The 25063-nt window shown below is 72.5% G+C and carries 23 protein-coding genes and 1 other RNA gene; 18 read left to right on the forward strand and 6 right to left on the reverse strand.

Annotated elements, in window-relative coordinates:
* Positions 1–121 precede the first annotated feature (121 nt).
* Positions 122–1378, forward strand: coding sequence for a serine/threonine-protein kinase (locus ACFVXJ_RS17235; protein WP_389662492.1), 1257 nt, complete (start codon positions 122–124; stop codon positions 1376–1378).
* Between the two features lie 57 nt (positions 1379–1435).
* Here the strand turns inward: ACFVXJ_RS17235 and ACFVXJ_RS17240 are convergent, their stop codons facing one another.
* Positions 1436–2482, reverse strand: a complete 1047-nt coding sequence (locus tag ACFVXJ_RS17240) for an isopenicillin N synthase family dioxygenase (protein WP_389662493.1) — start codon at positions 2480–2482, stop codon at positions 1436–1438.
* Positions 2483–2799: 317 nt separating this feature from the next.
* On the opposite strand from ACFVXJ_RS17240, the gene prfB reads away from it, so the two are divergent.
* The gene (prfB, locus tag ACFVXJ_RS17245) at positions 2800–3909 is read left to right on the forward strand and encodes a peptide chain release factor 2 (protein ID WP_389662494.1); all 1110 of its coding nucleotides are present in this window, start codon (positions 2800–2802) and stop codon (positions 3907–3909) included.
* 131 nt (positions 3910–4040) lie between these two features.
* Here prfB and ACFVXJ_RS17250 read toward each other — a convergent pair whose 3' ends face one another.
* Positions 4041–4229: a hypothetical protein gene (locus ACFVXJ_RS17250; RefSeq protein ID WP_389662495.1), complete on the reverse strand. Its 189-nt coding sequence runs from the start codon at positions 4227–4229 to the stop codon at positions 4041–4043.
* A gap of 274 nt (positions 4230–4503) precedes the next feature.
* Here ACFVXJ_RS17250 and ftsE point away from each other — a divergent pair, with 274 nt between their 5' ends.
* From ftsE to ssrA, 5 genes are all read left to right on the forward strand, one after another.
* On the forward strand, positions 4504–5193 hold the full coding sequence (gene ftsE / locus ACFVXJ_RS17255; protein WP_136214444.1) for a cell division ATP-binding protein FtsE: 690 nt from the start codon (positions 4504–4506) through the stop codon (positions 5191–5193).
* Between the two features lie 9 nt (positions 5194–5202).
* A complete protein-coding gene (gene ftsX / locus ACFVXJ_RS17260) occupies positions 5203–6198 on the forward strand; it encodes a permease-like cell division protein FtsX (RefSeq protein WP_389662496.1) in 996 nt (331 codons plus the stop codon).
* Between the two features lie 101 nt (positions 6199–6299).
* Positions 6300–7490: a S41 family peptidase gene (locus tag ACFVXJ_RS17265; RefSeq protein ID WP_389662498.1), complete on the forward strand. Its 1191-nt coding sequence runs from the start codon at positions 6300–6302 to the stop codon at positions 7488–7490.
* Between the two features lie 18 nt (positions 7491–7508).
* Positions 7509–7994: an SsrA-binding protein SmpB gene (gene smpB, locus ACFVXJ_RS17270; RefSeq protein ID WP_136214441.1), complete on the forward strand. Its 486-nt coding sequence runs from the start codon at positions 7509–7511 to the stop codon at positions 7992–7994.
* A gap of 132 nt (positions 7995–8126) precedes the next feature.
* Positions 8127–8515, forward strand: a transfer-messenger RNA (tmRNA) gene (ssrA, locus tag ACFVXJ_RS17275).
* 71 nt (positions 8516–8586) lie between these two features.
* Here ssrA and ACFVXJ_RS17280 read toward each other — a convergent pair.
* The 3 genes from ACFVXJ_RS17280 to ACFVXJ_RS17290 all read right to left on the reverse strand — a co-directional run bounded on the left by ACFVXJ_RS17280 (position 8587) and on the right by ACFVXJ_RS17290 (position 10441).
* Entirely contained in the window at positions 8587–8844 is a 258-nt protein-coding gene (locus tag ACFVXJ_RS17280; RefSeq protein WP_389662499.1) for a Txe/YoeB family addiction module toxin, read from the reverse strand.
* Positions 8841–9116 carry a type II toxin-antitoxin system Phd/YefM family antitoxin gene (locus ACFVXJ_RS17285; protein WP_389662502.1) on the reverse strand — a complete coding sequence of 92 codons (276 nt, stop codon included), beginning with the start codon at positions 9114–9116 and terminating at the stop codon, positions 8841–8843. The genes ACFVXJ_RS17280 and ACFVXJ_RS17285 overlap by 4 nt, the downstream gene beginning before the upstream one ends.
* Positions 9117–9181: 65 nt before the next feature.
* Complete coding sequence (locus ACFVXJ_RS17290; protein ID WP_389662504.1) at positions 9182–10441, reverse strand: MFS transporter; 1260 nt, start codon at positions 10439–10441, stop codon at positions 9182–9184.
* A gap of 84 nt (positions 10442–10525) precedes the next feature.
* On the opposite strand from ACFVXJ_RS17290, the gene ACFVXJ_RS17295 reads away from it, so the two are divergent.
* The 8 genes from ACFVXJ_RS17295 (at position 10526) to ACFVXJ_RS17330 (ending at position 20469) form a co-directional block, all read left to right on the forward strand.
* Positions 10526–11491, forward strand: a complete 966-nt coding sequence (locus ACFVXJ_RS17295) for a LysR family transcriptional regulator (RefSeq protein ID WP_389662505.1) — start codon at positions 10526–10528, stop codon at positions 11489–11491.
* A gap of 97 nt (positions 11492–11588) precedes the next feature.
* On the forward strand, positions 11589–12962 hold the full coding sequence (locus ACFVXJ_RS17300; RefSeq protein ID WP_389662507.1) for an MFS transporter: 1374 nt from the start codon (positions 11589–11591) through the stop codon (positions 12960–12962).
* Positions 12963–13077: 115 nt separating this feature from the next.
* On the forward strand, positions 13078–14238 hold the full coding sequence (locus tag ACFVXJ_RS17305; RefSeq protein WP_389662508.1) for a uroporphyrinogen-III synthase: 1161 nt from the start codon (positions 13078–13080) through the stop codon (positions 14236–14238).
* Between the two features lie 81 nt (positions 14239–14319).
* Entirely contained in the window at positions 14320–14874 is a 555-nt protein-coding gene (locus ACFVXJ_RS17310) for a GNAT family N-acetyltransferase (RefSeq protein WP_389662848.1), read from the forward strand.
* A 63-nt stretch (positions 14875–14937) separates the two neighbouring features.
* Positions 14938–15507 carry a CGNR zinc finger domain-containing protein gene (locus ACFVXJ_RS17315; RefSeq protein WP_389662510.1) on the forward strand — a complete coding sequence of 190 codons (570 nt, stop codon included), beginning with the start codon at positions 14938–14940 and terminating at the stop codon, positions 15505–15507.
* Between the two features lie 135 nt (positions 15508–15642).
* Positions 15643–17970 (forward strand): HelD family protein, encoded by a 2328-nt coding sequence (locus ACFVXJ_RS17320; RefSeq protein WP_389662512.1) that lies wholly within the window; start codon positions 15643–15645, stop codon positions 17968–17970.
* A gap of 485 nt (positions 17971–18455) precedes the next feature.
* On the forward strand, positions 18456–19880 hold the full coding sequence (locus ACFVXJ_RS17325) for an NAD-dependent malic enzyme (RefSeq protein WP_389662514.1): 1425 nt from the start codon (positions 18456–18458) through the stop codon (positions 19878–19880).
* A 307-nt stretch (positions 19881–20187) separates the two neighbouring features.
* Positions 20188–20469 carry an HU family DNA-binding protein gene (locus ACFVXJ_RS17330; RefSeq protein ID WP_007264399.1) on the forward strand — a complete coding sequence of 94 codons (282 nt, stop codon included), beginning with the start codon at positions 20188–20190 and terminating at the stop codon, positions 20467–20469.
* A gap of 139 nt (positions 20470–20608) precedes the next feature.
* Here the strand turns inward: ACFVXJ_RS17330 and murA are convergent, their stop codons facing one another.
* Positions 20609–21949, reverse strand: coding sequence for a UDP-N-acetylglucosamine 1-carboxyvinyltransferase (gene murA, locus ACFVXJ_RS17335; protein WP_389662515.1), 1341 nt, complete (start codon positions 21947–21949; stop codon positions 20609–20611).
* A 391-nt stretch (positions 21950–22340) separates the two neighbouring features.
* Here murA and ACFVXJ_RS17340 point away from each other — a divergent pair, with 391 nt between their 5' ends.
* From ACFVXJ_RS17340 to ACFVXJ_RS17350, 3 genes are all read left to right on the forward strand, one after another.
* Positions 22341–22901, forward strand: coding sequence for a YqgE/AlgH family protein (locus ACFVXJ_RS17340; protein ID WP_136214432.1), 561 nt, complete (start codon positions 22341–22343; stop codon positions 22899–22901).
* Between the two features lie 29 nt (positions 22902–22930).
* Positions 22931–23215 carry a DUF3039 domain-containing protein gene (locus ACFVXJ_RS17345; RefSeq protein ID WP_361315410.1) on the forward strand — a complete coding sequence of 95 codons (285 nt, stop codon included), beginning with the start codon at positions 22931–22933 and terminating at the stop codon, positions 23213–23215.
* A gap of 197 nt (positions 23216–23412) precedes the next feature.
* Positions 23413–25038 carry a beta-N-acetylhexosaminidase gene (locus tag ACFVXJ_RS17350; protein ID WP_389662517.1) on the forward strand — a complete coding sequence of 542 codons (1626 nt, stop codon included), beginning with the start codon at positions 23413–23415 and terminating at the stop codon, positions 25036–25038.
* Positions 25039–25063 lie beyond the last annotated feature (25 nt).

Genomic DNA, 25063 nt, shown 5'->3' on the forward strand with positions numbered 1-25063 from the left:
TTCCGGGACGTGATTTCGCCCGCAGAAGTGAAGGTCGCCGCGAATCGGACCCCCTACTGGCCTAAAACCCGCACCCGGCCGCGTAGCTTTGGTGCGTACGCCAGCCGCTGAGGGAGCAGTCGTGGCACGGAAGATCGGCAGCCGGTACACCGCGCACCAGATCCTTGGGCGCGGCAGCGCGGGCACGGTGTGGCTGGGCGAGGGGCCGGACGGGCCCGTCGCCGTCAAACTGCTGCGCGAGGACCTCGCGTCCGACCAGGAGCTGGTCGGACGCTTCGTCCAGGAGCGCAGTGCGCTGCTCGGCCTGGACCACCCGCACGTCGTCTCCGTCCGCGACCTCGTCGTGGACGGAGACGACCTCGCCCTCGTCATGGACCTGGTCCGGGGTACGGACCTGCGCACGCGCCTCGACCGGGAGCGGCGGCTGGCCCCCGAGGCGGCCGTGGCCATCGTCGCGGACGTCGCCGACGCGCTGGCCGCCGCCCACGCGGCGGGCGTCGTGCACCGCGACGTCAAGCCGGAGAACGTCCTGCTGGACATGCAGGGCCCGCTCGGCCCCGGTGGCGCCCACCCCGCGCTGCTGACCGACTTCGGCGTCGCCAAGCTGATCGACTCGCCGCGCCGGACCGCGGCGGGCCGGGCGTCGGCGCCCAGCACCCGGATCATCGGCACACCGGACTACCTGGCCCCGGAGATCGTCGAGGGGCTGCCCCCGCGCGCGGCGGTCGACATATACGCCCTGGCCACGGTGCTCTACGAGCTGCTCGCCGGGTTCACCCCCTTCGGCGGCGGTCACCCCGGCGCGGTGTTGCGCCGGCACGTCACCGAGACCGTCGTCCCGCTGCCCGGCATCCCGGACGAGCTGTGGCAGCTGATGGTGCAGTGCCTGGCCAAGGCGCCGGCGTCACGGCTGCGGGCGTCCGAGCTGTCGGCCCGGCTACGGGACCTGCTGCCGCTGCTGGCGGGGATGCCCCCGCTGGACGTGGACGAGCCGGACGACGCGGAGCAGGAGCCCGCGGAGGCCGAGGAGACCGTCCCCGCCGACCTGACGCGGCGGCGGGGCGTGGTGCCGCTCGTCCCCGGCTCGGCCACCGACTCCAACCGGGACACGCACACCTCGATGCGGGTGCCGGGCCCGGACGAGCTGGCGGGCGGCGCGCTGGGCACGGCCCGGGTGCCGCGCCCGGCCGGCGGTCACCGGCCGGGCTCCGCGCGGCACCGGGCCGAGGCGGTGCGCAGGCGCCGGCTGGTGCTGTCGGTGTCGGCGGTGACGCTGGCCGCGGCGGTCGGCGTCGGCACCTGGCTCGCGGTGTCGGGCGACTCCGACGGCGCCCCCGCCCCCCGGGACGCCAAGCACTCCGCCCCGGCCCGCCCGTAGCTTCGGGCCGGGGCCCCGGCCCGGCCGCAGGTCCCGGCCGTGGCCGTGGGATCGGCCCTACGCCGAGACCAGCTCCGGGTGCCAGCGACGCGCCACCCCGGGGTGGGCGCGGACCCAGCCCTTCAGCTCGTTGCGGCCGTACTCCGCGTGCAGCGGGTTCGACGCGTCGTGCGCCACGCCCGGCGCCGCCCGCAGGTAGTCGCCCGGCACCGTCTCCACCACCGCGTCCAACCGCGGGTTGTAGAAGAACGGCACCGAGAACCGCTCCACCGCCCCCGGCGGGCTCACCACCCGGTGGTCGGTGGCCGTGAAGTAGCCCTCCGTCGCGATCTCCAGCAGCTCGCCGAGGTTGACGACGAACGCCCCCGGCCGCGGCGGGATGTCGACGTAGCCGCCGTCCCGCACCACCTGGAGTCCGCCCACCGAGTCCTGGAGCAGCAGCGTCAGGAACCCGTAGTCCTTGTGCGCGCCGACGCCCTGGTCCGCGCCGGAAGGGTCCGAACCCGGGTAGCGGATCAGCTTCGTGTGCAGGTGCGGCCGGTCGGCGAAGGCCGTGTCGAAGAAGTCCGGCGGGGCGCCGATCGAGGCCAGCAGCTCCCGGAGCAGTCGGTGGGCGACGGAGGCGAGCCGCGCCTGCCAGTCCAGCACCACCTCGCGCAGCTCCGGCAGCGCCTCGGGCCACTGGTTGGGCCCCTCCAGCCACAGGTACGCCGGGTCGTCCGGCCCCAGCTCCGGCGCGGGCCGCTCCGCGCCGACGTCCAGTTGGTCCCGCCAGTCCGAGGCCCCGCCGGTCAGTTCGTGCCCGATCCGGGTGTAGCCGCGGAAGTGGGGCGAGTTCAGGTTGCTGACGGCCAGCCGGTCCGCCTCGGGAAGCTCGAAGAAGGCCCTGGTCAGCTCCAGGATGCGGGCTGTTTCGGCCTCGGTTATGCCGTGCCCGGTCAGGTACAGGAACCCGGTGTCGCGGGCGGCGGCGTGCAACTGCTTGAGGAAGTCGGCGCGCTCGGCGGGATCGTCCGCCCGGGACAGGTCGATGACCGCGAGCGAGGGGACGGCGGAGGCCGGGGAAGCGGAGGAGGACGAAGGAGAGGGGTGCGCGGACGGCATGACGGCTCCGTTTCGGATGTCACGGGGTCCTGTTCCCCGGAGGTGGCGGGGGCAGCGGGTGGGGAAGGCCGTCGGCAAGGGTGGCGCCGGGGGGCCGCGTAGCCGCGTACAGGACCGAAGTCGGATCGGGTTTGATCAGGCTTGTGCGAGGTCCGGCGGCAGACAGCTCGTGGTGGTGACACGCATGTGATCCACATGGCGGCGCTTCACGAGTAGAACGGTCATACGGTGAGCGTACGCCCGTACCCACCGTGATCTGTACGGGCCGATCCGGCCTGGCCGGAGAGTGCCGCCGGCGGACCGGCTACGCTGGACCCGTGGCAGTCGTCGATGTTTCCGAAGAGCTGAAGTCCCTCTCCTCGACCATGGGGTCGATCGAGGCCGTCCTGGACCTCGACAAGCTGAGGGCAGATATCGCCGTGCTCGAGGAGCAGGCGGCCGCGCCGTCCCTGTGGGACGACCCGGAGGCCGCCCAGAAGATCACGAGCAAGCTTTCGCACCTCCAGGCCGAGGTGCGCAAGACCGAGACACTGCGCGGGCGCATCGACGACCTCGCCGTGCTGTTCGAGCTCGCCCAGGAGATGGACGACGCGGACACCCTCGCGGAGGCGGAGGCCGAGCTGGTCTCCGTGCGCAAGGCGCTGGACGAGATGGAGGTCCGGACCCTGCTCTCCGGCGAGTACGCCGAGCGCGAGGCCCTGGTCAACATCCGCGCCGAGGCCGGCGGCGTCGACGCCTCCGACTTCGCCGAGCGCCTCCAGCGCATGTACCTGCGCTGGGCGGAGCGGCACGGCTACGCCACCGAGGTGTACGAGACCTCGTACGCCGAAGAGGCCGGCATCAAGTCGACCACCTTCGTGGTCAAGGCCCCGTACGCCTACGGCACCCTCTCCGTCGAGCAGGGCACGCACCGCCTCGTGCGGATCTCGCCCTTCGACAACCAGGGCCGCCGCCAGACGTCCTTCGCGGGCGTCGAGGTGCTGCCGGTCGTCGAGTCCAGCGACCACGTCGAGATCGACGAGGGCGAGCTGCGCATCGACGTGTACCGCGCCTCCGGCCCCGGCGGCCAGGGCGTCAACACCACGGACTCGGCGGTGCGCATCACGCACCTGCCGACCGGCATCGTCGTCTCCTGCCAGAACGAGCGCTCGCAGATCCAGAACAAGGCCAGCGCGATGAACGTGCTCCAGGCCAAGCTGCTGGAGCGGCGCCGCCAGGAGGAGCAGGCCAGGATGGACGCCCTCAAGGACGGCGGCAGCTCCTGGGGCAACCAGATGCGGTCCTACGTGCTGCACCCGTACCAGATGGTCAAGGACCTGCGGACGGAGTTCGAGGTCGGCAACCCGCAGGCGGTCCTCGACGGCGAGATCGACGGCTTCCTGGAGGCCGGCATCCGCTGGCGCAAGCAGCAGGAGCAGACCGCGTAACCCACCGGGACGCGATACCCACCGGGACGCGATACCCACCCGGACGTGGCGAGGGCCCGGACACCCCACGGTGTCCGGGCCCTCGCCGTTCGTACGGTGCGGTGACGTCCGATCGGGACGCGGGCGCGGTACTACGCGGCCCTGGCCACCACCGCGAGGGCGGCGACCAGCACCACCAGCAGCGCGATGAGCGCCATCGGGTTCATGCCTGCGAAGGGGCTCTCCTGCTGGAGGCGCTCCCGGTTCGCCCGGCACACAGGGCAGCGGCCCTGGCTCACGGGTGCGGCGCAGTTCGCGCACACGAGCCGGTCATATGTCATGCGCTCCTCCTCTCGTCCCCTGGTACAGCCGGTACGACCACCGGTACGACGCTCACCGGTGTGACGGCTACCGGTACAACGGCGCGGGGAACGAGTCCGTTCCCCCTACCACTGTGCCGGCTCCGGCGACATTCGGCGCGGCCCGTCCGGGCAATCACCGTCCCGCCCGCCCGCGACCCGTGGACATATCGGGCAACTGTGGTGGCCGGGCCCACACCCCGCGCCCGTTCGCGTATGGTCACGCACACCTACTCCCGGCGACCGTGGTGCACCCGTGATCCGATTCGACAACGTCTCCAAGTCCTACCCGAAGCAGAGCCGCCCCGCACTCAGAGATGTCTCGCTGGAGATCGCGAAGGGTGAGTTCGTCTTCCTCGTCGGCTCCTCCGGCTCCGGCAAGTCCACGTTCCTGCGGCTGGTGCTGCGCGAGGAGCGGGCCAGCCACGGACAGGTCCACGTGCTGGGCAAGGACCTCGCGAAGCTCTCCAACTGGAAGGTCCCGCACATGCGGCGCCAGCTGGGGACCGTGTTCCAGGACTTCCGCCTCCTGCCCAACAAGACGGTGGCCGAGAACGTCGCCTTCGCGCAGGAGGTCATCGGCAAGCCGCGCGGCGAGATCCGCAAGGCCGTCCCCCAGGTCCTGGAGCTGGTGGGCCTGGGCGGCAAGGAGGGCCGGATGCCCGGCGAGCTGTCCGGCGGTGAACAGCAGCGCGTCGCCATCGCCCGGGCCTTCGTCAACCGCCCGGCCCTGCTGATCGCGGACGAGCCGACCGGCAACCTCGACCCGCAGACCTCCGTCGGCATCATGAAGCTGCTCGACCGGATCAACCGGACCGGCACCACGGTGATCATGGCGACGCACGACCAGCAGATCGTGGACCAGATGCGCAAGCGCGTCATCGAACTCGAACAGGGCCGTCTCGTGCGCGACCAGTCGCGCGGCGTCTACGGCTACCAGCACTGAAAGGACGCCATGCGCGCCCAGTTCGTCATGTCGGAGATCGGCGTCGGTCTCCGTCGCAATCTCACCATGACCTTCGCGGTCATCATCTCCGTGGCCCTGTCGCTGGCCCTGTTCGGTGGCTCCCTGCTCATGCGCGACCAGGTCAGCGCGATGAAGGGGTACTGGTACGACAAGGTCAACGTCACCGTCTACCTCTGCAACAAGAGCGACGCGGAGAACGCCGCCGAAGCGCAGAAGGACGCGGAGGCGCAGAAGAACGACCCGGGGAAGTCGGGGAGCGGCGGGACCGCCGGTGGGAGCACCACGTGCGCCAAGGGGGCGGTGACCCCCGAGCAGCGGCAGCAGATCGGGGCCGACCTCAAGAAGCTGGACGTCGTGCAGAGCGTCACGTACGAGTCCTCGGACGAGGCGTACAAGCATTACAAGGAGCGGTACGGGCAGACCGCGCTGGCCTCGGTCGTCACCCCCGACCAGATGCCGGACTCCTTTCGGGTCAAGCTGAAGAACCCGGAGAAGTACCAGGTCATCACCTCCGCGTTCGCCGGCCGGGACGGCGTCCAGTCGGTGGCCGACCAGAGCTCCGAGGTGGACAACCTGTTCAGCCTCCTCGGCACCCTCAACATCGCGGCGCTCGGCATCATGCTGATCATGCTGATCGTGGCGTTGCTGCTGATCGTCAACACGGTGCGCGTCTCGGCGTTCAGTCGTCGGCGGGAGACCGGGATCATGCGGCTCGTGGGCGCCTCCGGCTTCTACATCCAGGTTCCCTTCATCATGGAGGCGGCCGTCGCCGGCGTGATCGGCGCGGGTCTCGCGTGCGTGATGCTGGGCCTGGTGCAGTACTTCGTGATCGACCACGGGGTGGACCTGCGGCACAAGCTGGAACTGATCAACTTCATCGGCTGGGACTCCGTCCTGACGAAGCTGCCGCTGGTGCTGGTCGTGGGCCTGCTCATGCCGTCGCTGGCGGCCTTCGTCGCGCTGCGCAAATATCTCAAGGTGTGACGAGCCCCAAGGTGTGACGAGCCCCGACGTGTGACGAGCGCCGCGTGTGAGGTGCGCCCAACGCGGCGTGCGCGCCCGGGCCTTGTCCTAGACTCGGCGCCATGCCGGGTCCCCCCGTCCACTGTCTCCGGCCCCGCGACCTGCGTCGCGGGGCCGCTTTGACGTTGGCCTTCCTCGCGGCGGTCACCGTGGGCGCCGGCACCGGGTGTTGGGGCGCGGACGAGGCCGCCCCGCGGTTGCCGGCCGACACCCGCCCCGCGGCCGCCGCCGCCGAAGTCCCCCGGGACGGGCCACCGACCGCCGACCGGGACGCGGTGGCCCGGGCCGTCGCCGAGGCGGTGGCCGAGGGCAGGTCGGGCAAGCGGGCCGCCGAGGAGGAGGTCAGCCGTAGCGGTGACCGCTGGGCCGCCGTCTACGACCCGAAGGAGTACGCCGCCTTCACCGAGGACCTCGACGGCCACTGGACCGGCGTCGGGGTGTGGGCCGGGCGCCGCCGCGACGGCCGCGTCGAGGTCGACAGGATCCAGCCCGGCAGCCCCGCCGCCCGGGCCGGCCTGCGCGCCGGGGACCTGCTGCTCGACGTGGACGGCCGGGCCGTCACCGGGTGCTCCGTCGCCGAGGTGGTGGCGATGCTGCGCGGCGCGGCCGGGACCCCGGTCGTGCTGCGCCTGGGCCGGGACGGCGTCGAGCGCACCGAGACGGTCCGCCGCGAGCGACTGAGCGCCGACCCCGTGACCGTACGGCGTCTCACCGACGGCACCACCGTCATCAAGGTCGCCTCCTTCACCCGGGGCTCGGGGGAGCGCGTCCGGGACGCCGTCCGCGCGGCCCCGCCCGGCGCGGGCGTCCTGCTGGACCTGCGCGGCAACCCGGGCGGCCTGGTCGCCGAGGCCGTCACGGCCGCCTCCGCCTTCCTGGACGGGGGGCTCGTGGCGACGTACGACGTACGGGGCTCCGAGCGCGCGCTGTACGCCGAGCCGGGCGGCGACACCGCGCGGCCCTTGGTGGCGCTGGTCGACGGGGGCACGATGAGCGCGGCCGAGCTCGTCACCGGCGCCCTCCAGGACCGCGGCCGGGCGGTCACGGTCGGCACCCACACCTTCGGCAAGGGCGCGGTGCAGATGCCGACGCGGCTGCCGGACGGCTCGGTCGCCGAGCTGACCGTGGGCACGTACCGCACCCCGCAGGGCCGCGGCATCGACGGGACCGGCATCGCGCCCGACCTGACGGCGGGCGACGGCGTCGAAGACCGGGCCCGGCGGGTATTGGGTGGCCTCGGGGTGGGTCGGTAGTGCGAAAATGACCGCACTATGGCAAAGGAAAAAGGGCGGAAGCTGATCGCCCAGAACAAGAAGGCGCGGCACGACTACACGATCATCGACACCTACGAGTGCGGTCTCGTGCTCACGGGCACCGAGGTCAAGTCCCTGCGCCAGGGCCGGGCCTCGCTCGTGGACGGCTTCGTGTCGGTGGAGGGCAACGAGGCGTGGCTCTACAACGTGCACGTGCCGGAGTACAGCCAGGGGACGTGGACCAACCACAGCGCCCGGCGCAAGCGCAAGCTCCTGATGCACCGGGAGGAGATCGACAAGCTGGAGCGCAAGGCGGACGAGTCCGGCCACACGATCGTGCCGCTGACGCTGTACTTCAAGGACGGCCGGGCGAAGATCGAGATCGCGCTGGCGAAGGGCAAGAAGGAGTACGACAAGCGTCAGACGCTGCGCGAGAAGCAGGACACCCGCGAGACGAACCGCGCGATCTCGGCGATCCGCCGCAAGCAGCGCGGCACGGTGTAGGCCGCCCGGCGGTCGGGTGGTCGGGCGCGCGGCGGCGCGGGTTTAATCACCTGGCATCCCGTGGTCCACTTCGCGTACCATGGGGTTCAGCACCGCACCGCCCCCGGGTGGCGCGGTTTGTCAAAAAAACATGGGGATGATCGGTTTCGACAGCGGATGTCGATGCAGGGGAAGCGAGCCGAGGAAGCGGCAATGATCTCGTTAACCCTATGTCGCAAAAAATAATCGCCAACACCAAGAGCGATAACTCCCGCTTCACCCTCGCTGCCTAATAACAGTGAGCTGAAGCCTCTGTGAGGAGCGTCAGCCCGGAAGTGGTCCCGGTCCGGATCCTGGCGTCAACTAGGGATCTAAACCTCTAGCCCCGGTCACGGGGGCCTGAGGGAAACCAAACAGTGACTGAGCCCGTCGGAGACTTGTCCGTGTGATCTCCGGGGCCGAGAAAAGCGCAGCGGACTGCGCTCGGAGAAGCCCTGCTTCTGCACCGTTGGACGCGGGTTCGATTCCCGCCATCTCCACTCATCCCATGTGGGCGAAGGCCCCGCAGTCATCGGACTGCGGGGCCTTCGTCATGCCCGGCCCGGCCGAAGCGTCAGTAGTGATAGCGGGCCTTGAGGATCTTCACTTCCTTGTCGTCGGCGCGGTACACCAGCCGGTGTTCGTCGTCGATCCGGCGGGACCAGTAGCCCGACAGCTCGCCCTTCAGCGGTTCGGGTTTGCCGATGCCGGTGAACGGATCACGCTGGATCTCCCCGATCAGGCGGGTGATCCGGCGGGCCATCTTCCGGTCGGCGGCCGGCCGGAAGAGGAAATCCTCCCAGGCGTCGGCGTCGAAGTGGACGCTCCTCACTCCTCGCCCCCGGCCAGCTCGCGCAATTCGTCCATCGTCTTGGCGACGACGGGGGTCGCTGCCCGGTCGCGTGCGACGGCTTCCATCAGGCGCTGGGCGTTGGCCGGCGAGCGCAGGAGGTAGACGGTCTCCTGCCAGGAGTCGTAGTCGTCGGCGGACATGAGGACGGCGTCCCCGTGACGAGAGGTGATGCGCACCGGATCGTGATCGGTGTTCACCCGCTCGATGAGCGGGAAGAGGCTCGCGCGGGCTTCGCTGGCGCTTATCGACATGGTCCACGCTCCCAGTTCACTCGTACCGGATTACGGTACAGGGTACGTACCGAAAAGCCGTACCGCTAGCGCGACCGCCGGCGATGGGCCGAGATGAAGAAGGCCAAGAGTGCGGCGGCCGGGGGGAGGGCATAGGCCGCCGGGGTGCCGAGCTGGTCGATCAGCCGGCCGGCGGCGGCAGAGCCGAGGGCGATGCCCCCGAGGATCGCGGTGACGGCGACCGTCATGCCTTCGTTGAGGCGGCCGGGCGGGGTGACGGCCTGGACGCGGGACATCGCCGTCACCATCGTCGGGGCCGTCGCCACGCCGGCCAGCAGCAGGGCCGTCGCCAGCAGCGGCAGCGAGCCCGTCGTGGCCGCCGCCCACGGCAGGGTCATCGCCGCGACCAGCGCCGGGAGGCAGGCGGTCAGGGAGCGCGGGCGCACGGCCCCGTAGCGGAGACCGGCCACGCAGGAGCCCAGGGCCTGGAGGGCCAGGACCGGACCGGAGACGGCGCCGAGGCCCAGGGCGCCGAGATGCGCGATCGAGGTGACCTCCAGCGCGCCGAACATCGTGCCGAGCGCGAGGAACAGCGGCAACAGCGGAGCCACCGCGCGCAGCGCCGAGCCGGGCGGGCGCAGGGCGGACACCGGTGGCTCGGTGGCCCGCCGGGACGTGAAGAGCAGCATCCCCGTGAGCAGCAGGGCGGCCCCCGTGAGGGTGCCGGCCTCGGGGAAGACGGCCGAGCAGAGGAACGCCGCGACGACCGGCCCCAGCATGTAGCACAGTTCGTCGGCGGCCTGTTCGAAGGACATCGCCGCATGGTGTTCGGCGGGGCGCTCGCGCAGCAGGTGGGTCCAGCGGGCGCGGGACATGCCGCCGATGTTGGGGGTGGTGGCGGTCGCCGCGTACGAGGCGAACAGGGTCCAGGCCGGTGCGTGGGCGCGGACGCTCAGCACCAGGGCCAGCGAGCCCAGCACCGCGATCAGCGTGGCCGGGACGGCGATCCGGGCCTGGCCGTGGCGGTCGACCAGCCGGGCCGTCCAGGGCGCGACCAGCGCGGTGGCCGCCATCCCGGTCGCGGTGACGGCCCCGGCCAGCGCGTACGAACCCCGCTGGCCGGCGATCATCATCACCGCGCTGATCCCGAACATGCCCATGGGCAGCCGGGCGAGCAGGTTCCCGGCGGTGAAGGCGCGCGCCCCGGGCACGGCGAACAGCCGCCGGTACGGGCCGGGCCGGCGGGCCGGGGCCGAGCGGTGCGAGGGGCGCGGGACGGGGGCGTGCACGAGGGTGGAACCGGAGACGGTCATGAGGGGGCTGCGGGTCGGGGTCGCGTACGGCATGGGAACAGCCTCCGGCCGCCCGGCCCACGGGGTCCAACACCTGTTCCGGGGCCATTCACCGCTTCCTGTTGTTAGTCTCCCGGGGTGATCCCCCGTGATGTGGAACCCCGGCTGCTGCGCGGGTTCGTCGCCGTCGCCGAAGAGCGCCACTTCACCCGCGCCGCGGCCCGCCTGTACGTGGCGCAGCAGGCGCTGAGCCGGGACGTACGACGGCTCGAACAGCTCCTCGGCGCCCCGCTGTTCCTGCGTACCACCCGCGCCGTGGAACTCACCGCGGACGGGGAGCGGCTGCTGGCGCCCGCCCGCAAGGTGCTCGCCGCACACGAGGAACTCGCCGCCGCCTTCGCCGGACCCCGGGCCCTGCTCGTCGACCTGAACACCGACGGCCCCAGCACCGCCCGCACCGTCCTGGAACACGCCCGCGAACTCGCCCCCGCCTGCGAGCTGATGGCCCGCTTCGAGAGCGGGCTCACGCACGCCGCCGCCGAGATCGCCGCCGGGCGCCTGGACGTGTCCTTCGGGTACGCCGACGGCCTGGCCCCCGCGCTGCGGGCCCGTCTCGCGCACCGGCCCGTCCGGTACGAGCCGCTCGCCGTGCTGCTGCCCGAGGGGCACCCCCTGGCCGCGCGCGACGACGTACCGCTCGCGGCGCTGGCCGGGGAGACCGTGTACGCCGGGGCCGGGAACCCGCGCACCCTGGAGTGGACCGGGCTCGCCCGGGAACTCTTCGCCGGGCGGGGCATCGCACTGGCGCCGCCCGCGCCCGTGGCCGTCGGGAAGGACGAGTTCCGCCGGGTCATGGCCAAGACCCGCAACCCCGTCCTGGTCACCGTCGACTTCCCCGACCTGCCCGGCTGCGCGAAACGGCCGCTGGTCGACCCCGTGCCGCTGTCCCCGCTGTCGATGGTGTGGCGCAAGGGCTTCGCCCACCCCGGCCTCGACGCCCTGCGCACGGCCGCGTCCGCCGGCGCCGCCGCCCGCGGCTGGCTGGACCTGCCCCCGGGCGCTTGGCGCCCCGCCGCGCTCACAGACGCCCCCGGCGGCGGGTGAGAGCAAGGTTTCCCGGCGGTCATCAGCCGGGGACCGGGGCCGAAACGCGCCGTTCCTACGGTCGTCACCACGGACGCGACAGCTGTGGAGGCGTGTGATGAGCACCGGTACGACCGCACCGCGCGAAAGGGGCCGCTGGATCGAGCGGTGGGACCCCGAGGACGAGACGTTCTGGAAGGAGACCGGAGAGAAGATCGCCAACCGGAACCTGCTCTACTCGGTGTTCTCCGAGCACATCGGGTTCTCCATCTGGTCCCTCTGGTCCGTGATGGTGCTCTTCATGGGACCCGGGTACGGGATCGACCCCGCCGGGAAGTTCTTCCTCATCGCGACCGCCACCGCCGTCGGCGCGCTGGTACGCATCCCGTACACCTTCGCCGTCGCCCGCTTCGGCGGCCGGAACTGGACCGTCGTCAGCGCCCTGCTGCTCCTCGCGCCGACCGTGGCCGCGCTCGTGGTGATGGAACCCGGCACCCCCTACGGGGTCTTCGTCGCGGTCGCCGCCCTGACCGGCGTGGGCGGCGGCAACTTCGCCTCGTCCATGACCAACATCAACGCCTTCTTCCCGCTGCGCAAGAAGGGGTGGGCGCTCGGTCTGAACGCGGGCGGCGGCAACATCGGCGTACCGGTGGTGCAGCTCGTCGCCCTGCTGGTCATCGGGACCGCCGGGGCCAGGCACCCGCGGCTGCTGCTCGCCGCGTACGTGCCGCTGATCCTCGCCGCCGCGGCGCTGGCCCTCGTCCGCATGGACAACCTGGCACCGGTGCGCGGCGACGGCGGCGCCGTACGGGACGCGGCGCGCGACCCGCACACCTGGATCATGGCGTTCCTCTACGTGGGCACCTTCGGCTCCTTCATCGGCTACAGCTTCGCCTTCGGGCTGGTCCTGCAGACCCAGTTCGGCCGGACCCCCCTCCAGGCCGCCTCCCTCACCTTCATCGGACCGCTCCTCGGTTCGCTCGTCCGCCCGGTGGGCGGGGCGCTCGCCGACCGGCTGGGCGGGGCGCGGATCACCCTGGCGACGTTCGTCGCGATGGCGGCGGCGACGGGGGTGGTCGTACTGGCCTCGGTCCGCGAGTCGCTGCCCGTGTTCCTCGTCGGCTTCGTGGCCCTGTTCGCGCTGAGCGGGCTCGGCAACGGCTCCACGTACAAGATGATCCCCGGGATCTTCCAGGCGAAGGCGCTGGCCCGCGGGATGACGGGCGAGGACGCCGCCGCCTGGGGACGCCGGCTCTCCGGGGCGTCCATGGGACTGATCGGCGCCGTGGGAGCCCTCGGCGGGCTCGGCATCAACCTGGTGTTCCGGCAGGCGTTCACGGACGGCGGATCGGGCACCGCCGCCTTCGTCACCTTCCTCGGCTTCTACGCCGTGTGCTGCGCCGTGACCTGGGCGGTATACCTTCGCCGACCGGCCGCCGCGGACCAGCCGGTGACCGGGACGGCGACGAAGCAGCAGCTCACCCCGGTGTAACGGCGGTTAACGGCCGCGAAATACGGCGGAACCGAGTCCGTCACGGCGATTTGGCAGGCTCGGTTCCCGTTGAGCGACACACGTGACGACCCCATGCGCGAGGCAGGACACCACTATGGACGACGACGCCGCCACGGAAACGGCCACCGGCCCTCTCTCCGGGTTCACGGTCGGGGTCACCGCCGCCCGCCGCGCCGACGAGCTGATCGCCCTGCTGCGCCGGCGCGGCGCGACCGTGTTGCACGCGCCGGCCCTGCGGATCGTGCCGCTTGCCGACGACGGTGAACTCATGGAGGCCACGAAGGAGTTGATCCGACGCACCCCGGACGTGGTGGTCGCCACCACCGCGATCGGGTTCCGCGGGTGGATCGAGGCCGCCGACGGCTGGGGGATCGGCGAGGAACTGCTCGATCGGCTGCGGGCCACGGAGCTGCTGGCGCGCGGGCCGAAGGTCAAGGGCGCCGTACGGGCCGCCGGGCTGGTGGAGGCATGGTCGCCGGGGTCCGAGTCCCTCGCCGAAGTGCTGGACCGGCTGCTCGCCGGGGGAGTGGCCGGGCGGCGCGTCGCGCTCCAGTTGCACGGCGAGCCGCTGCCGGGGTTCGTCGAGACGCTGCGGGCGGCCGGGGCGGAGGTGGTGGTCGTACCGGTGTACCGGTGGATGCCGCCGGAGGACCCGGCCCCGCTGGACCGGCTCCTGGACGCCGTCGCCACCGGCGGGGTCGACGCCCTCGCCTTCACCTCCGCCCCGGCGGCGGCCTCGCTGCTGTCCCGGGCGGAGGGGCGGGGAATGCGGGAGGCCGTACTGGAGGGGCTGCGCGGGGACGTGCTGTCGGCGTGCGTGGGGCCGGTGACGGCGCTGCCGCTCCAGGCGGAGGGGGTGGCGACGGTGCAGCCGGAGCGGTTCCGGATCGGGCCGCTGGTGCAGGTGCTGTGCCAGGAGCTGCCGGGGCGGGCCAGGGTCCTGCCGGTGGCGGGGCACCGGCTGGAGATCCGGGGCCACGGGGTGCTCGTCGACGCGGAGCTGCGACCGGTGCCGCCGGCGGGGATGGCGCTGCTGGGGGCGCTGGCGCGGCGGCCGGGGTGGGTCGTGGGGCGGGCGGAACTGCTGCGGGTGCTGCCGGGGGCGGGGCGCGACGAGCACGCCGTGGAGACGGCGATGGCGCGGCTGCGGGCGGCGCTGGGGGTGCCGAGGCTGATCCAGACGGTGGTGAAGCGGGGGTACCGGCTGTCGCTGGACGCGGGCGGGGACGGGTACGGGGTCCCGCCGGGGGTGTAGCGGGTTCCGCGGGGCCGGGGCGCCCGGGTCGGCCGCCGGGTCTGGTGTGGGGACGGGGGCGCGGGTTAGCGTGCCGGCGTGATGATCAACGGGGTGGAGATGAGGGGCGTCACCATCGATGACGCCGCGGGGTTGGCCGGGGCGCTCGCGCGGAACCGGGAGTACATGGCGCCGTTCGAGCCGCGACGGCCCGAGGGGTACTACACCGAGGCCGGCCAGCGGGAGCGGATCACGGCGCTGCTGGCCGACCGGGACGGTGGCCGGCTGCTGCCGTTCGTCCTCGTCGCGGGCGACACGCCCGTCGGCGCCATCAACCTCGGGAGCATCGCGCTCGGCCCCTTCCGCAGCGGCGGCGTCGGCTACTGGGTGGACCGGGAGTGGGCCGGCAAGGGGCTGGCCACCGCCGCCCTGGAGGAGGTCTGCCGGATCGCCCGCGACGAGGTCGGGCTGCACCGGATCGAGGCGGGCACCCTCGTCGACAACGTGGCCTCCCAACGGGTCCTCGCCAAAGCCGGCTTCGAGCAGTTCGGGCTCGCGCCGCGCTACCTGCACATCGACGGCGCCTGGCGCGACCACCGCCTCTTCCAGCGGCTGCTCCACGACAACCCGCCGGACAACCCCTACGACAGGGCCTAGCCGAACCGGCACCTGACGGGCACTCTGGGGAGGCGACCCACGGCAACCGAGGCGGTGACCGGTATGTGGTTCGACTCCGGGCGGGTCTGCCTGGACCTGCTGGCCACCTTCGCGCCCCGGCGGGGCGCCGAGGGCATCCGGGACGGCGACGAGCTGCGGTTGTGGCTCGTCGGGGCCGGACTGGTCCCCGACCGGACCCCGCTCGGGCTGGTCGGGCCCGACTGGGTGGTGGCCTTCCGGGAGCTGCGGGCCGATGTGGAGAGCCTCGTACGGGCCGAGCTGCGCGGGGCCGGGCCCGCCGAGGACGCCCTGGCCCGGGTCAACGCGGCGGCCGCCGGTCCACCCCCGGGGCTGTGTGCGGTGCGCGACCAAGAAGGGAACCTTGTACGGGAGTTGTGCGGCGGGGTCGAGTGCTCCGGGCTGCTCGCCGCGGTCGCCCGGGACGCCGTCGAGCTGCTCACCGACCCCGGCGACCGGGCGCTGTTGCGCGCCTGCGAGGGCGAGGGCTGCGCGCGCGTCTACCTCGACACCTCGCGCGGCCACCGCCGCCGCTGGTGCTCCAGCGAGGTGTGCGGCAACCGCGAGCGGGTCGCCCGCCACCGCCGGCGCGTCCTGGCGGCCGAATCCGCGTAGCGCGGGGGCCCGCCCGGGACGCCGTTCGCGGTGATCTTCCCGGCGATCCGCGAACGGTCCCGGAACGGGCGTGCGGACCCGGCCCCGCTTCGCGTACGGTTGACGGTCGCCCATGCACGTCAGAAGGGGGCCTTGGTGGCCGCGCAGAATGCCGCTGTCGACAGCACGGCGGATTCCGTCCGCGATCGGGAGATCGCGGTCGAGCAGACGCATCTCGACCGGGTGTACCGACGCCTAGAGGAGAAGATCCACGAGGCCGAGTTCCTGATGAACGACGCCGCCCAGCGCGGTCAGGTCGGCACGCCCGGCGCGCTCGCCGAGCGCGACGCGCAGGTCTTCCGCGCCGGGATCCACCTCAACCGGCTGAACAACGAGTTCGAGGACTTCCTGTTCGGCCGCGTCGACCTGGTCCTCGGCAAGGACGGCGAACGCGGCCCCGACGGGGCGTACACCTCCGTCGAGCCCGCCGACGACGCCATCCGCGCCGATCTCACCGCCGACATCGCCGAGACCCTGCACATCGGGCGCATCGGCGTACTCGACTCCGACTACGCGCCGCTGGTGATCGACTGGCGGGCCCCGGCGGCCGCGCCGTTCTACCGGTCGACGCCGAAGGACCCCGGCCGGGTCGTGCGCCGCCGGGTGATCCGCTCCAAGGGGCGCAAGGTGCTCGGCGTCGAGGACGACCTGATGCGCCCCGAGGTCACCGCGTTCCTCGACGGGGAGGAGCTGCCCGTCATCGGCGACGGCGCGCTGATGGCCGCGCTCGGGCGGGCCCGTACGCACTCCATGCGGGACATCGTCTCCTCCATCCAGGCCGAGCAGGACCTGGTGATCCGGGCCCCCGCCGCGTCCGTCGCGGAGGTGGCCGGCGGCCCCGGCACCGGGAAGACCGCGGTGGCCCTGCACCGCGCCGCCTACCTCCTGTACCAGGACCGGCGGCGCTACTCGGGCGGCATCCTCATCGTCTCGCCGACGCCGCTGCTCGTCGCCTACACCGAGGGCGTGCTGCCCTCCCTCGGCGAGGAGGGGCAGGTCGCCATCCGGGCGCTGGGCTCGCTCGTCGACGGGGCCGAGGCGACCACGTACGACGAGCCGGCCGTGGCCCGCGTCAAGGGCTCCTCCCGGATGCCGAGGGTGCTGCGCAAGGCGGTACGGGGCGCCCTGGAGCTCGGCGGTGCCACCGGCCGCGCCCCCGACCGGCTGCGCGTCGTGGCCTTCGGGCGGCGCCAGGAGCTGGAGGCCGGCGAACTGAACCGCATCCGGCAGAACGTGCTGGGCGGCACCGCGCCGGTCAACCTGCTGCGTCCGCGCGCCCGCAAGCTGCTGCTGGACGCCCTGTACGCCAAGTCCGGCGCCAACGGGCGGCACAGCGACCCGGAGCTGGCCGCCGAGCTGCGCTCCGCGTTCGACGAGGACATCTCCTCGGAAGACGCCTTCATCGACTTCCTGAACGCCTGGTGGCCCGAGCTGACCCCGCGCGCGGTGCTGGCCGCGATGGCGGACGAACGCAAGCTCGGCCGCTGGTCGCGCCGGGAGCTGAACCCGCGCGAGGCCCGCTTGCTGGCGCGTTCGCTGCGCCGGATCGGCCCGGACGGCAAGGGGCCGCTCTCGGTGCACGACGTGGCGCTGCTGGATGAGCTCCAGCAGCTGCTGGGCGCGCCCGCGCGGCCCCGCCGCAAGCGGGACCTGGACCCGTTGGACCAGCTCAGCGGGTTGGAGGAGCTGATGCCGACCCGCGAGGAGACCCAGTGGGAGCGGGCGGAGCGGATCGCGGCGGAGCGCACCGAGTACGCGCACGTCATCGTGGACGAGGCGCAGGACCTGACGCCGATGCAGTGGCGGATGGTGGGCCGCCGGGGCCGGCACGGCACCTGGACGGTGGTCGGTGACCCGGCCCAGTCGTCCTGGACGGATCCGCAGGAGGCCGCCGCGGCGCGGGACGAGGCGCTGGGCACCCGGCCGCGGCGGAAGTTCACGCTGACCGTGAACTACCGCAACCCGGCGGAGGTCGCGGAGGTCGCCTCCCGCGTGCTGCGGTGGGCGATGCCGGGGATGGAGCCGCCCCGGGCGGTGCGTTCGACGGGCCTGGAGCCCCGTTTCACGGCCGCCGAGGGCGACCTCGGCCGGGCGGTGCGGGAGGAGACGCGGCGGCTGCTGGAGCAGGTGGACGGCACGGTCGGCGTGGTCGTGGCCATGGACCGGCGCGCGGAGGCCGCGGGATGGCTGGCGGAGCTGGGCGGCAGGGCGGTGGCGCTGGGCAGCCTGGAGGCCAAGGGGCTGGAGTACGACGCCACGGTGGTGGTCTCCCCGGCGGAGATCGCCGAGGAGTCGCCGGCCGGGCTGCGGGTGCTGTACGTGGCCCTGACGCGGGCGACGCAGCAGCTGACGGTGGTCTCCACCGCCCGTGACACCCCCGACGCCTCGGGCGTGCCCGCGCTGCTGACGCCGGACGGGGGCTGATCGAGGGCCCCGGCGGCCCCCGGCGGTACCCGACCGGCGGCCGGTCCCGGGCCACTGGGCCGGATGGCCCGCGGCCGGGGGTGTGGTGGCGGGGACAACCCCCGACAGGGGGACCGCTTTCGGCGATCCTTTGTTAGCCTGGTTACGACACCGGCTCGATCCAAGCCCCCGGGCCCAACCTTCGTCGCCTAGAGCGACCACTTGCCGCGAGGCGAGCATGGCGGGTCGGTGTTTCAACGTGAGAAAACAGGTCTGCCCCTCCGCGGTCGCGGAGGGGCAGACCTGTTTTGCGTGGCTCCCGGGGTTTCGCACTACCTCGAAATCTCGTATGGTGGAAGAGTTCTTCCGAAATTTGTAGCTGGTTACCTTGTACCGGCTGGTAGGTGGGACGATCGGACAACAGGTCCTGCCGCACCTGCCATCGTTGGGTGGGCCGCGCGGGACCCTGTGTACAGAAAAACCAGGGACAGAAGAGGAACACGGCCATGGCAACGGCGCCCAGCGTCTCGTACTCGATGACGGTCCGCCTGGAAGTGCCCGCGAGCGGAACCGCGGTCTCCCAGCTCACCACCGCCGTGGAGTCGTCCGGAGGATCCGTCACCGGCCTCGACGTCACCGCGTCCGGCCACGAGAAGCTCCGTATCGACGTCACCATCGCCGCGACCTCCACCGCGCACGCCGACGAGATCGTCGAGAAGCTGCGCGGCATCGAGGGCGTCAGCCTGGGCAAGGTCTCCGACCGCACCTTCCTGATGCACCTCGGCGGCAAGATCGAGATGTCGTCCAAGCACCCCATCCGCAACCGCGACGACCTGTCGATGATCTACACCCCGGGCGTCGCCCGCGTCTGCACGGCCATCGCCGAGAACCCCGAGGACGCGCGCCGCCTGACCATCAAGCGCAACTCCGTCGCAGTCGTGACGGACGGCTCCGCCGTGCTGGGCCTGGGCAACATCGGCCCGATGGCCGCGCTGCCCGTCATGGAGGGCAAGGCGGCCCTCTTCAAGCGCTTCGCCGGGATCGACGCCTGGCCGATCTGCCTCGACACGCAGGACGCCGACGAGATCGTCGCCGTCGTCAAGGCCATCGCGCCCGGCTTCGCCGGCATCAACCTGGAGGACATCTCCGCGCCGCGCTGCTTCGAGATCGAGGCCCGGCTGCGCGAGGCCCTCGACATCCCCGTCTTCCACGACGACCAGCACGGCACCGCCATCGTCGTCCTCGCCGCGCTGACCAACGCACTTCGCGTAGTGGGCAAGGCAGTTGGCGACATCAAGGTCGTCATGTCCGGCGCCGGCGCGGCCGGCACCGCCATCCTCAAGCTGCTCCTCGCGGCGGGCGTGAAGAACGCGGTGAGCGCCGACATCAACGGCGTCGTGCACGCGGACCGCCCCGACCTCGTCGACGCGGCGCCCGACTCCCCGCTGCGCTGGATCGCCGACAACACCAACCCCGAGGGCTACACGGGCACCCTCAAGGAGGCCGTGGTCGGCGCCGACGTGTTCATCGGCGTCTCGGCCCCGAACGTCCTGAGCGGCGACGACGTGGCCGCCATGGCGGAGGGCGCGATCGTGTTCGCGCTCGCGAACCCCGACCCGGAGGTGGACCCGGCCGTCGCCCGGCAGACCGCCGCCGTCGTGGCCACCGGCCGCTCCGACTTCCCCAACCAGATCAACAACGTGCTGGTCTTCCCGGGCGTCTTCCGCGGTCTGCTGGACGCCCAGTCCCGCACCGTGGACACGGGCATGATGCTGGCCGCCGCCACCGCGCTGGCCGACGTCGTCGGCGAGGACGAGCTCAACGCGAACTACATCATCCCGTCGGTGTTCAACGACAAGGTCGCGGGCGCGGTCGCCGGCGCCGTCCGCAAGGCGGCCTCCGCCCCTGTGACGGCAACCACCTCCGCCTGATCCCGGCGCGTCGCGGGATGCGGGCCCGGTCGGGCGCCTCTAGGGTTGCGGGGATGCCCGCGGGGCCCGCGGTCCGCATCCACCGGAACGACGGGTGCGGACGGAGCGTCACCGCGGCGTGACTGTGGAGCTTTTCGTGTGACCCTGGCGGGTGCCGGATTGGCTTTCCCGCCGCTGGTGGGGGCAGGATGCGTAACCGGGCGAGAGGGTCTGACGTTCAGACCCGGGTCCGGGGACTGTCCGAGGGCCCTGGCAGCATCGGCTTCGATCTCACGCCTCTAAGGCAAGTTGAACACGGGAGTACAACATGAACCGCAGTGAGCTGGTGGCCGCTCTGTCCGAGCGCGCCGAGGTGACCCGCAAGGACGCCGACGCCGTTCTGGCCGCGCTCGCCGAGACCGTCGGCGAGATCGTCGCCAAGGGCGACGAGAAGGTCACCATCCCCGGCTTCCTGACCTTCGAGCGCACCCACCGTGCCGCTCGCACCGCGCGCAACCCGCAGACCGGCGACCCCATCCAGATCCCGGCCGGCTACAGCGTGAAGGTCTCCGCGGGCTCCAAGCTCAAGGAAGCCGCCAAGGGCAAGTAGTACCGCCCTTGTGCCGAGGGCCGCGCAGGCCCTCGGGACGGCAGTGGTACGTAGAACGACCAAGGGCGGCCACCCCCGTGCGGGGTGGCCGCCCTTCGGCCTTCCCGGGGCCCCTCGCGGGCCCCGGGACCGGTCGGTGCTAGACCAGGTCGCCGTTCGGCAGTTCGACCTTCGCGCCCAGCTCCACGAGCTTCTCCATGAAGTTCTCGTAGCCGCGGTTGATGAGGTCGATGCCGTGCACCCGCGAGGTGCCCTCGGCCGCCAGCGCCGCGATCAGGTACGAGAACCCGCCGCGCAGGTCGGGGATGACCAGATCGGCGCCCTGGAGCTTGGTGGGGCCGGAGACGACCGCCGAGTGCAGGAAGTTGCGCTGCCCGAAGCGGCACGCCGAGCCGCCCAGGCACTCCCGGTAGAGCTGGATGTGAGCACCCATCTGGTTGAGCGCGGAGGTGAAACCGAGCCGCGACTCGTACACCGTCTCGTGCACGATGGACAGGCCGGACGCCTGGGTCAGCGCGACGACCAGCGGCTGCTGCCAGTCGGTCTGGAAGCCGGGGTGCACGTCCGTCTCCAGCGCGATCGCCTTGAGCGGGCCGCCCGGGTGCCAGAAGCGGATGCCCTCGTCGTCGATCTCGAACGCGCCGCCGACCCGCCGGAAGGTGTTCAGGAAGGTCATCATCGAGCGCTGCTGCGCGCCGCGGACGTAGATGTTGCCGCCGGTGGCCAGCGCCGCGGAAGCCCAGGAGGCGGCCTCCAGGCGGTCCGGGAGCGCCTTGTGGTTGTAGCCGGTGAGTTCGTCCACACCGGTGATCCGGATGGTCCGGTCGGTGTCGAGGGAGATGATCGCGCCCATCTTCTGCAGGACGCAGATGAGGTCTTCGATCTCCGGTTCGACGGCGGCGTTGCTCAGCTCGGTCACGCCCTCGGCCAGGACGGCCGTCAGGAGGACCTGTTCGGTCGAACCGACCGACGGGTAGGGCAGCCGGATCTTGCAGCCGCGCAGGCGCTGCGGCGCCTCCAGGTACTGGCCGCCCTCGCGCTTCTCGATGGTCGCGCCGAACTGGCGGAGCACGTCGAAGTGGAAGTCGATGGGACGGCCGCCGATGTCGCATCCGCCGAGACCGGGGATGAAGGCGTGGCCGAGGCGGTGCAGCAGCGGGCCGCAGAACAGGATCGGGATCCGGGAGGAACCCGCGTGGGCGTCGATGTCGGCGACGTTCGCGGCCTCGACGTACGTGGGGTCGAGGATCAGCTCGCCCGGCTCCTCGCCGGGGCGCACGGTGACGCCGTGGAGCTGGAGCAGACCGCGGACGACCCGTACGTCACGGATGTCGGGCACGTTGCGCAGCCGGCTGGGCGAGCTGCCGAGCAGAGCGGCCACCATGGCCTTCGGCACGAGGTTCTTCGCGCCGCGGACACGGATCTCGCCCTCGAGCGGGGTACCGCCGTGGACAAGCAGGACATCGTCAGTGCCGGTCATGGATCTCGCGTTCCGAAGAGGGACTCCCCGGCGAACAGGGGAGTGTGGGCAGGGGCCAGTGAAAAGGGTAAGGGGCAGTACCCCCTTATTCGTATGGCTGACGCGGCCGTAGGACTGTCATCCATTAGGCACGGCACCCGCTTGGCACCCACCGTGCGCGCGGCGTTGCGGAGTGTCGCCTTCCGGGCGGTTCGGAGCCGTTCCGGAGCGTTCCCGGGCTTTCAGGAGCGTCCGCGACCGGTCCGCGACCGGGCCGCGACCGTCCGCCGCGGTTCCGGTCCGCCCGCGGGGGAGCCGTCCGAGGGGCTTTCGGCGGGCGTTCCCGATCCCGCCGCGATCCGATGCCCTCCTCCGCTCCCCCTCGGGGGCCGATATGCGGGATCATGTCCGCATGACCGAGGTGTCCTCCCTCACAGGGCGGCTGCTCGTGGCCACCCCCGCCCTCGCGGACCCGAACTTCGACCGCGCGGTCGTGCTGCTGCTCGACCACGACGAGCAGGGCTCGCTCGGCGTCGTCCTCAACCGGCCCACTCCGGTGGGCGTCGTCGACATCCTGCTGCCCTGGGCGCCGCTGGCCGGCGACCCCGGGGTGGTGTTCCAGGGCGGCCCGGTGGGGCTGGACTCGGCGCTCGGCATCGCCGTGATCCCGGGCGAGGAGGGGCCACTGGGGTGGCGCCGGGTGCACGGCGCGATCGGCCTCGTCGACCTGGAGACGCCGCCGGAGCTGCTGGCGGCCGCCCTGGGCTCGCTGCGGATCTTCGCCGGTTACTCCGGATGGGGCCCCGGCCAGCTGGAGGCCGAGCTGGGCGAAGGCGCCTGGTACGTGGTGGACTCCGAACCCGGCGACGTGTCCTTCCCGGACCCCGAACGGCTCTGGCGGGCGGTGCTGCGCCGCCAGCGCAGCGACCTCGCCATGGTCGCCACCTATCCGGACGACCCGTCGCTCAACTGACCCGCGCGCGGGTCGGTACCCTGGATTTCATGAGCACTCTTGAGCCCGATCGCGGGACTGGTACGGGGACCCTCGTAGAGCCGACGCCGCAGGTGTCCCACGGCGACGGCGACCACGAGCGCTTCGCCCACTACGTCCAGAAGGACAAGATCATGGCGAGCGCGCTCGACGGGACCCCCGTCGTCGCGCTGTGCGGCAAGGTCTGGGTCCCGGGTCGCGACCCGAAGAAGTACCCGGTCTGCCCGATGTGCAAGGAGATCTACGAGTCCATGGGCGCCGGCGGCGACAAGGACAAGGGCGGCAACGACAAGTAGGCCCCACCGCGCCGTACGGGAGCGCCGCCGCCGCGTGCGGGGCGGCTCCCGGGAGCGTGCGACCACGTAGGCCCCCGGCGGCGCCCCGGCGCTTCCGGGGGCCCGTCGCATCCCGGCATCCCGGTAGGGTCGGCCCGACGGGCGCTCGGCGCGGCGGTGTCGCGCGGGGCGCGACGCGCCGGCGCGAAGGGCCGAGCATGGACCTGATCCCCCTACCCCGGCATGCCGAGTTCCGCGAGGACGGGCCGCGGCTGAGGCTGGGGCCCGGTACGGCGTTGGCCGCCGGGCCCGGCACCGAGGAGGTGGCGGGCTGGCTGCGGCGGGAGCTGGGGGCCGCCACCGGATTCGCCTTCCCGGACGCGGCGCCAAGCGCGCCCGGCGCCGTACGGCTCGCGCTGGACGGGAGCCTGGCCGGCGAGGAGTACCGGCTCGCGGTCGACCCGGACGGGGTGCGGTTGGCGGGCGGGTCGGCGGCCGGCGTGTTCTGGGCCGCCCAGACGCTGCGCCAACTCCTCGGCCCCGACGCCTACCGCCGGGCCCCGCTGCCCGGACGGGTGTGGGAACTCCCGTACGGGGCGGTCGAGGACGGCCCCCGGTTCGGCTGGCGCGGGATGATGCTCGACGTCGCCCGGCACTTCATGCCCAAGGACGGCGTGCTGCGCTACATCGACCTGCTCGCCGCGCACAAGCTGAACGTCCTGCACCTGCACCTGACCGACGACCAGGGATGGCGGGTGGAGATCAAGCGCCACCCGCGGCTCACCGAGGTCGGCGGGTGGCGGCCGCGCAGCCGGCGGGGTCACCGCGCCTCGCCGCTGTGGAACGAGACGCCGCACGGCGGTCACTACACCCAGGACGACATCCGCGAGATCGTCGCGTACGCGGCGCGGCGGCACGTACGGGTGGTCCCCGAGATCGACGTACCGGGGCATTCGCAGGCGGCGATCGCCGCCTACCCCGAGTTGGGGAACACCGACGTGGTGGACACGGCCGCGCTGGGCGTGTGGGACGACTGGGGCGTCAACGAGAACGTCCTGGCGCCCTCCGAGGAGGTACTGCGCTTCTACGAAGGGGTCTTCGAGGAGCTGTTGGAGCTGTTCCCGGCGGAGGTCTCGCCGTTCGTGCACGTCGGCGGCGACGAATGCCCCAAGGACCAGTGGCGGGCCTCCCCGGCGGCGCAGGCGCGGATCCGGGAGCTGGGGGTGGACGGGGAGGACGGCCTCCAGTCCTGGTTCATCCGGCACTTCGACCGCTGGCTCGCCGAGCGCGGCCGGCGCCTGATCGGGTGGGACGAGATCCTGGAGGGCGGCCTCGCACCCGGCGCGGCCGTGTCCTCCTGGCGCGGCTACGCGGGCGGCGTCGCCGCGGCCGAGGCGGGCCACGACGTGGTGATGTGCCCCCAGGAACATGTGTACTTGGACCACCGCCAGGCGGGTGGTCCCGAGGAGCCGGTGCCGATCGGATACGTACGCACCCTGGCGGATGTGTACCGCTTCGAGCCGGTTCCGCCGAAGCTGTCGCCGGAGGCGGCGGCGCACGTGCTGGGCGCGCAGGCCAACGTGTGGACCGAGGTGATGGAGGACCAGGGCCGCGTCGACTACCAGGTGTTCCCCCGCCTGGCGGCCTTCGCGGAGGTGGTGTGGTCGCCGCTGCCGGAGCCGGCGGAGCGGGACCCGGCGGCCTTCGAAGCGCGGATGACCGGTCACTACGCGCGGCTGGACGCGCTCGGGGTGGACTACCGGCCGCCCGGCGGGCCGTTGCCCAGACAGCGGCGCCCCGGTGTGCGGGGGCGGCCGATCGAGGGAGAGCCCCCGATCGTGTGACTCGGGCAACCGGTTGATCCCGGGG

The sequence above is a fragment of the Streptomyces sp. NPDC058279 genome, from assembly GCF_042881255.1.
GTDB lineage: Bacteria > Actinomycetota > Actinomycetes > Streptomycetales > Streptomycetaceae > Streptomyces.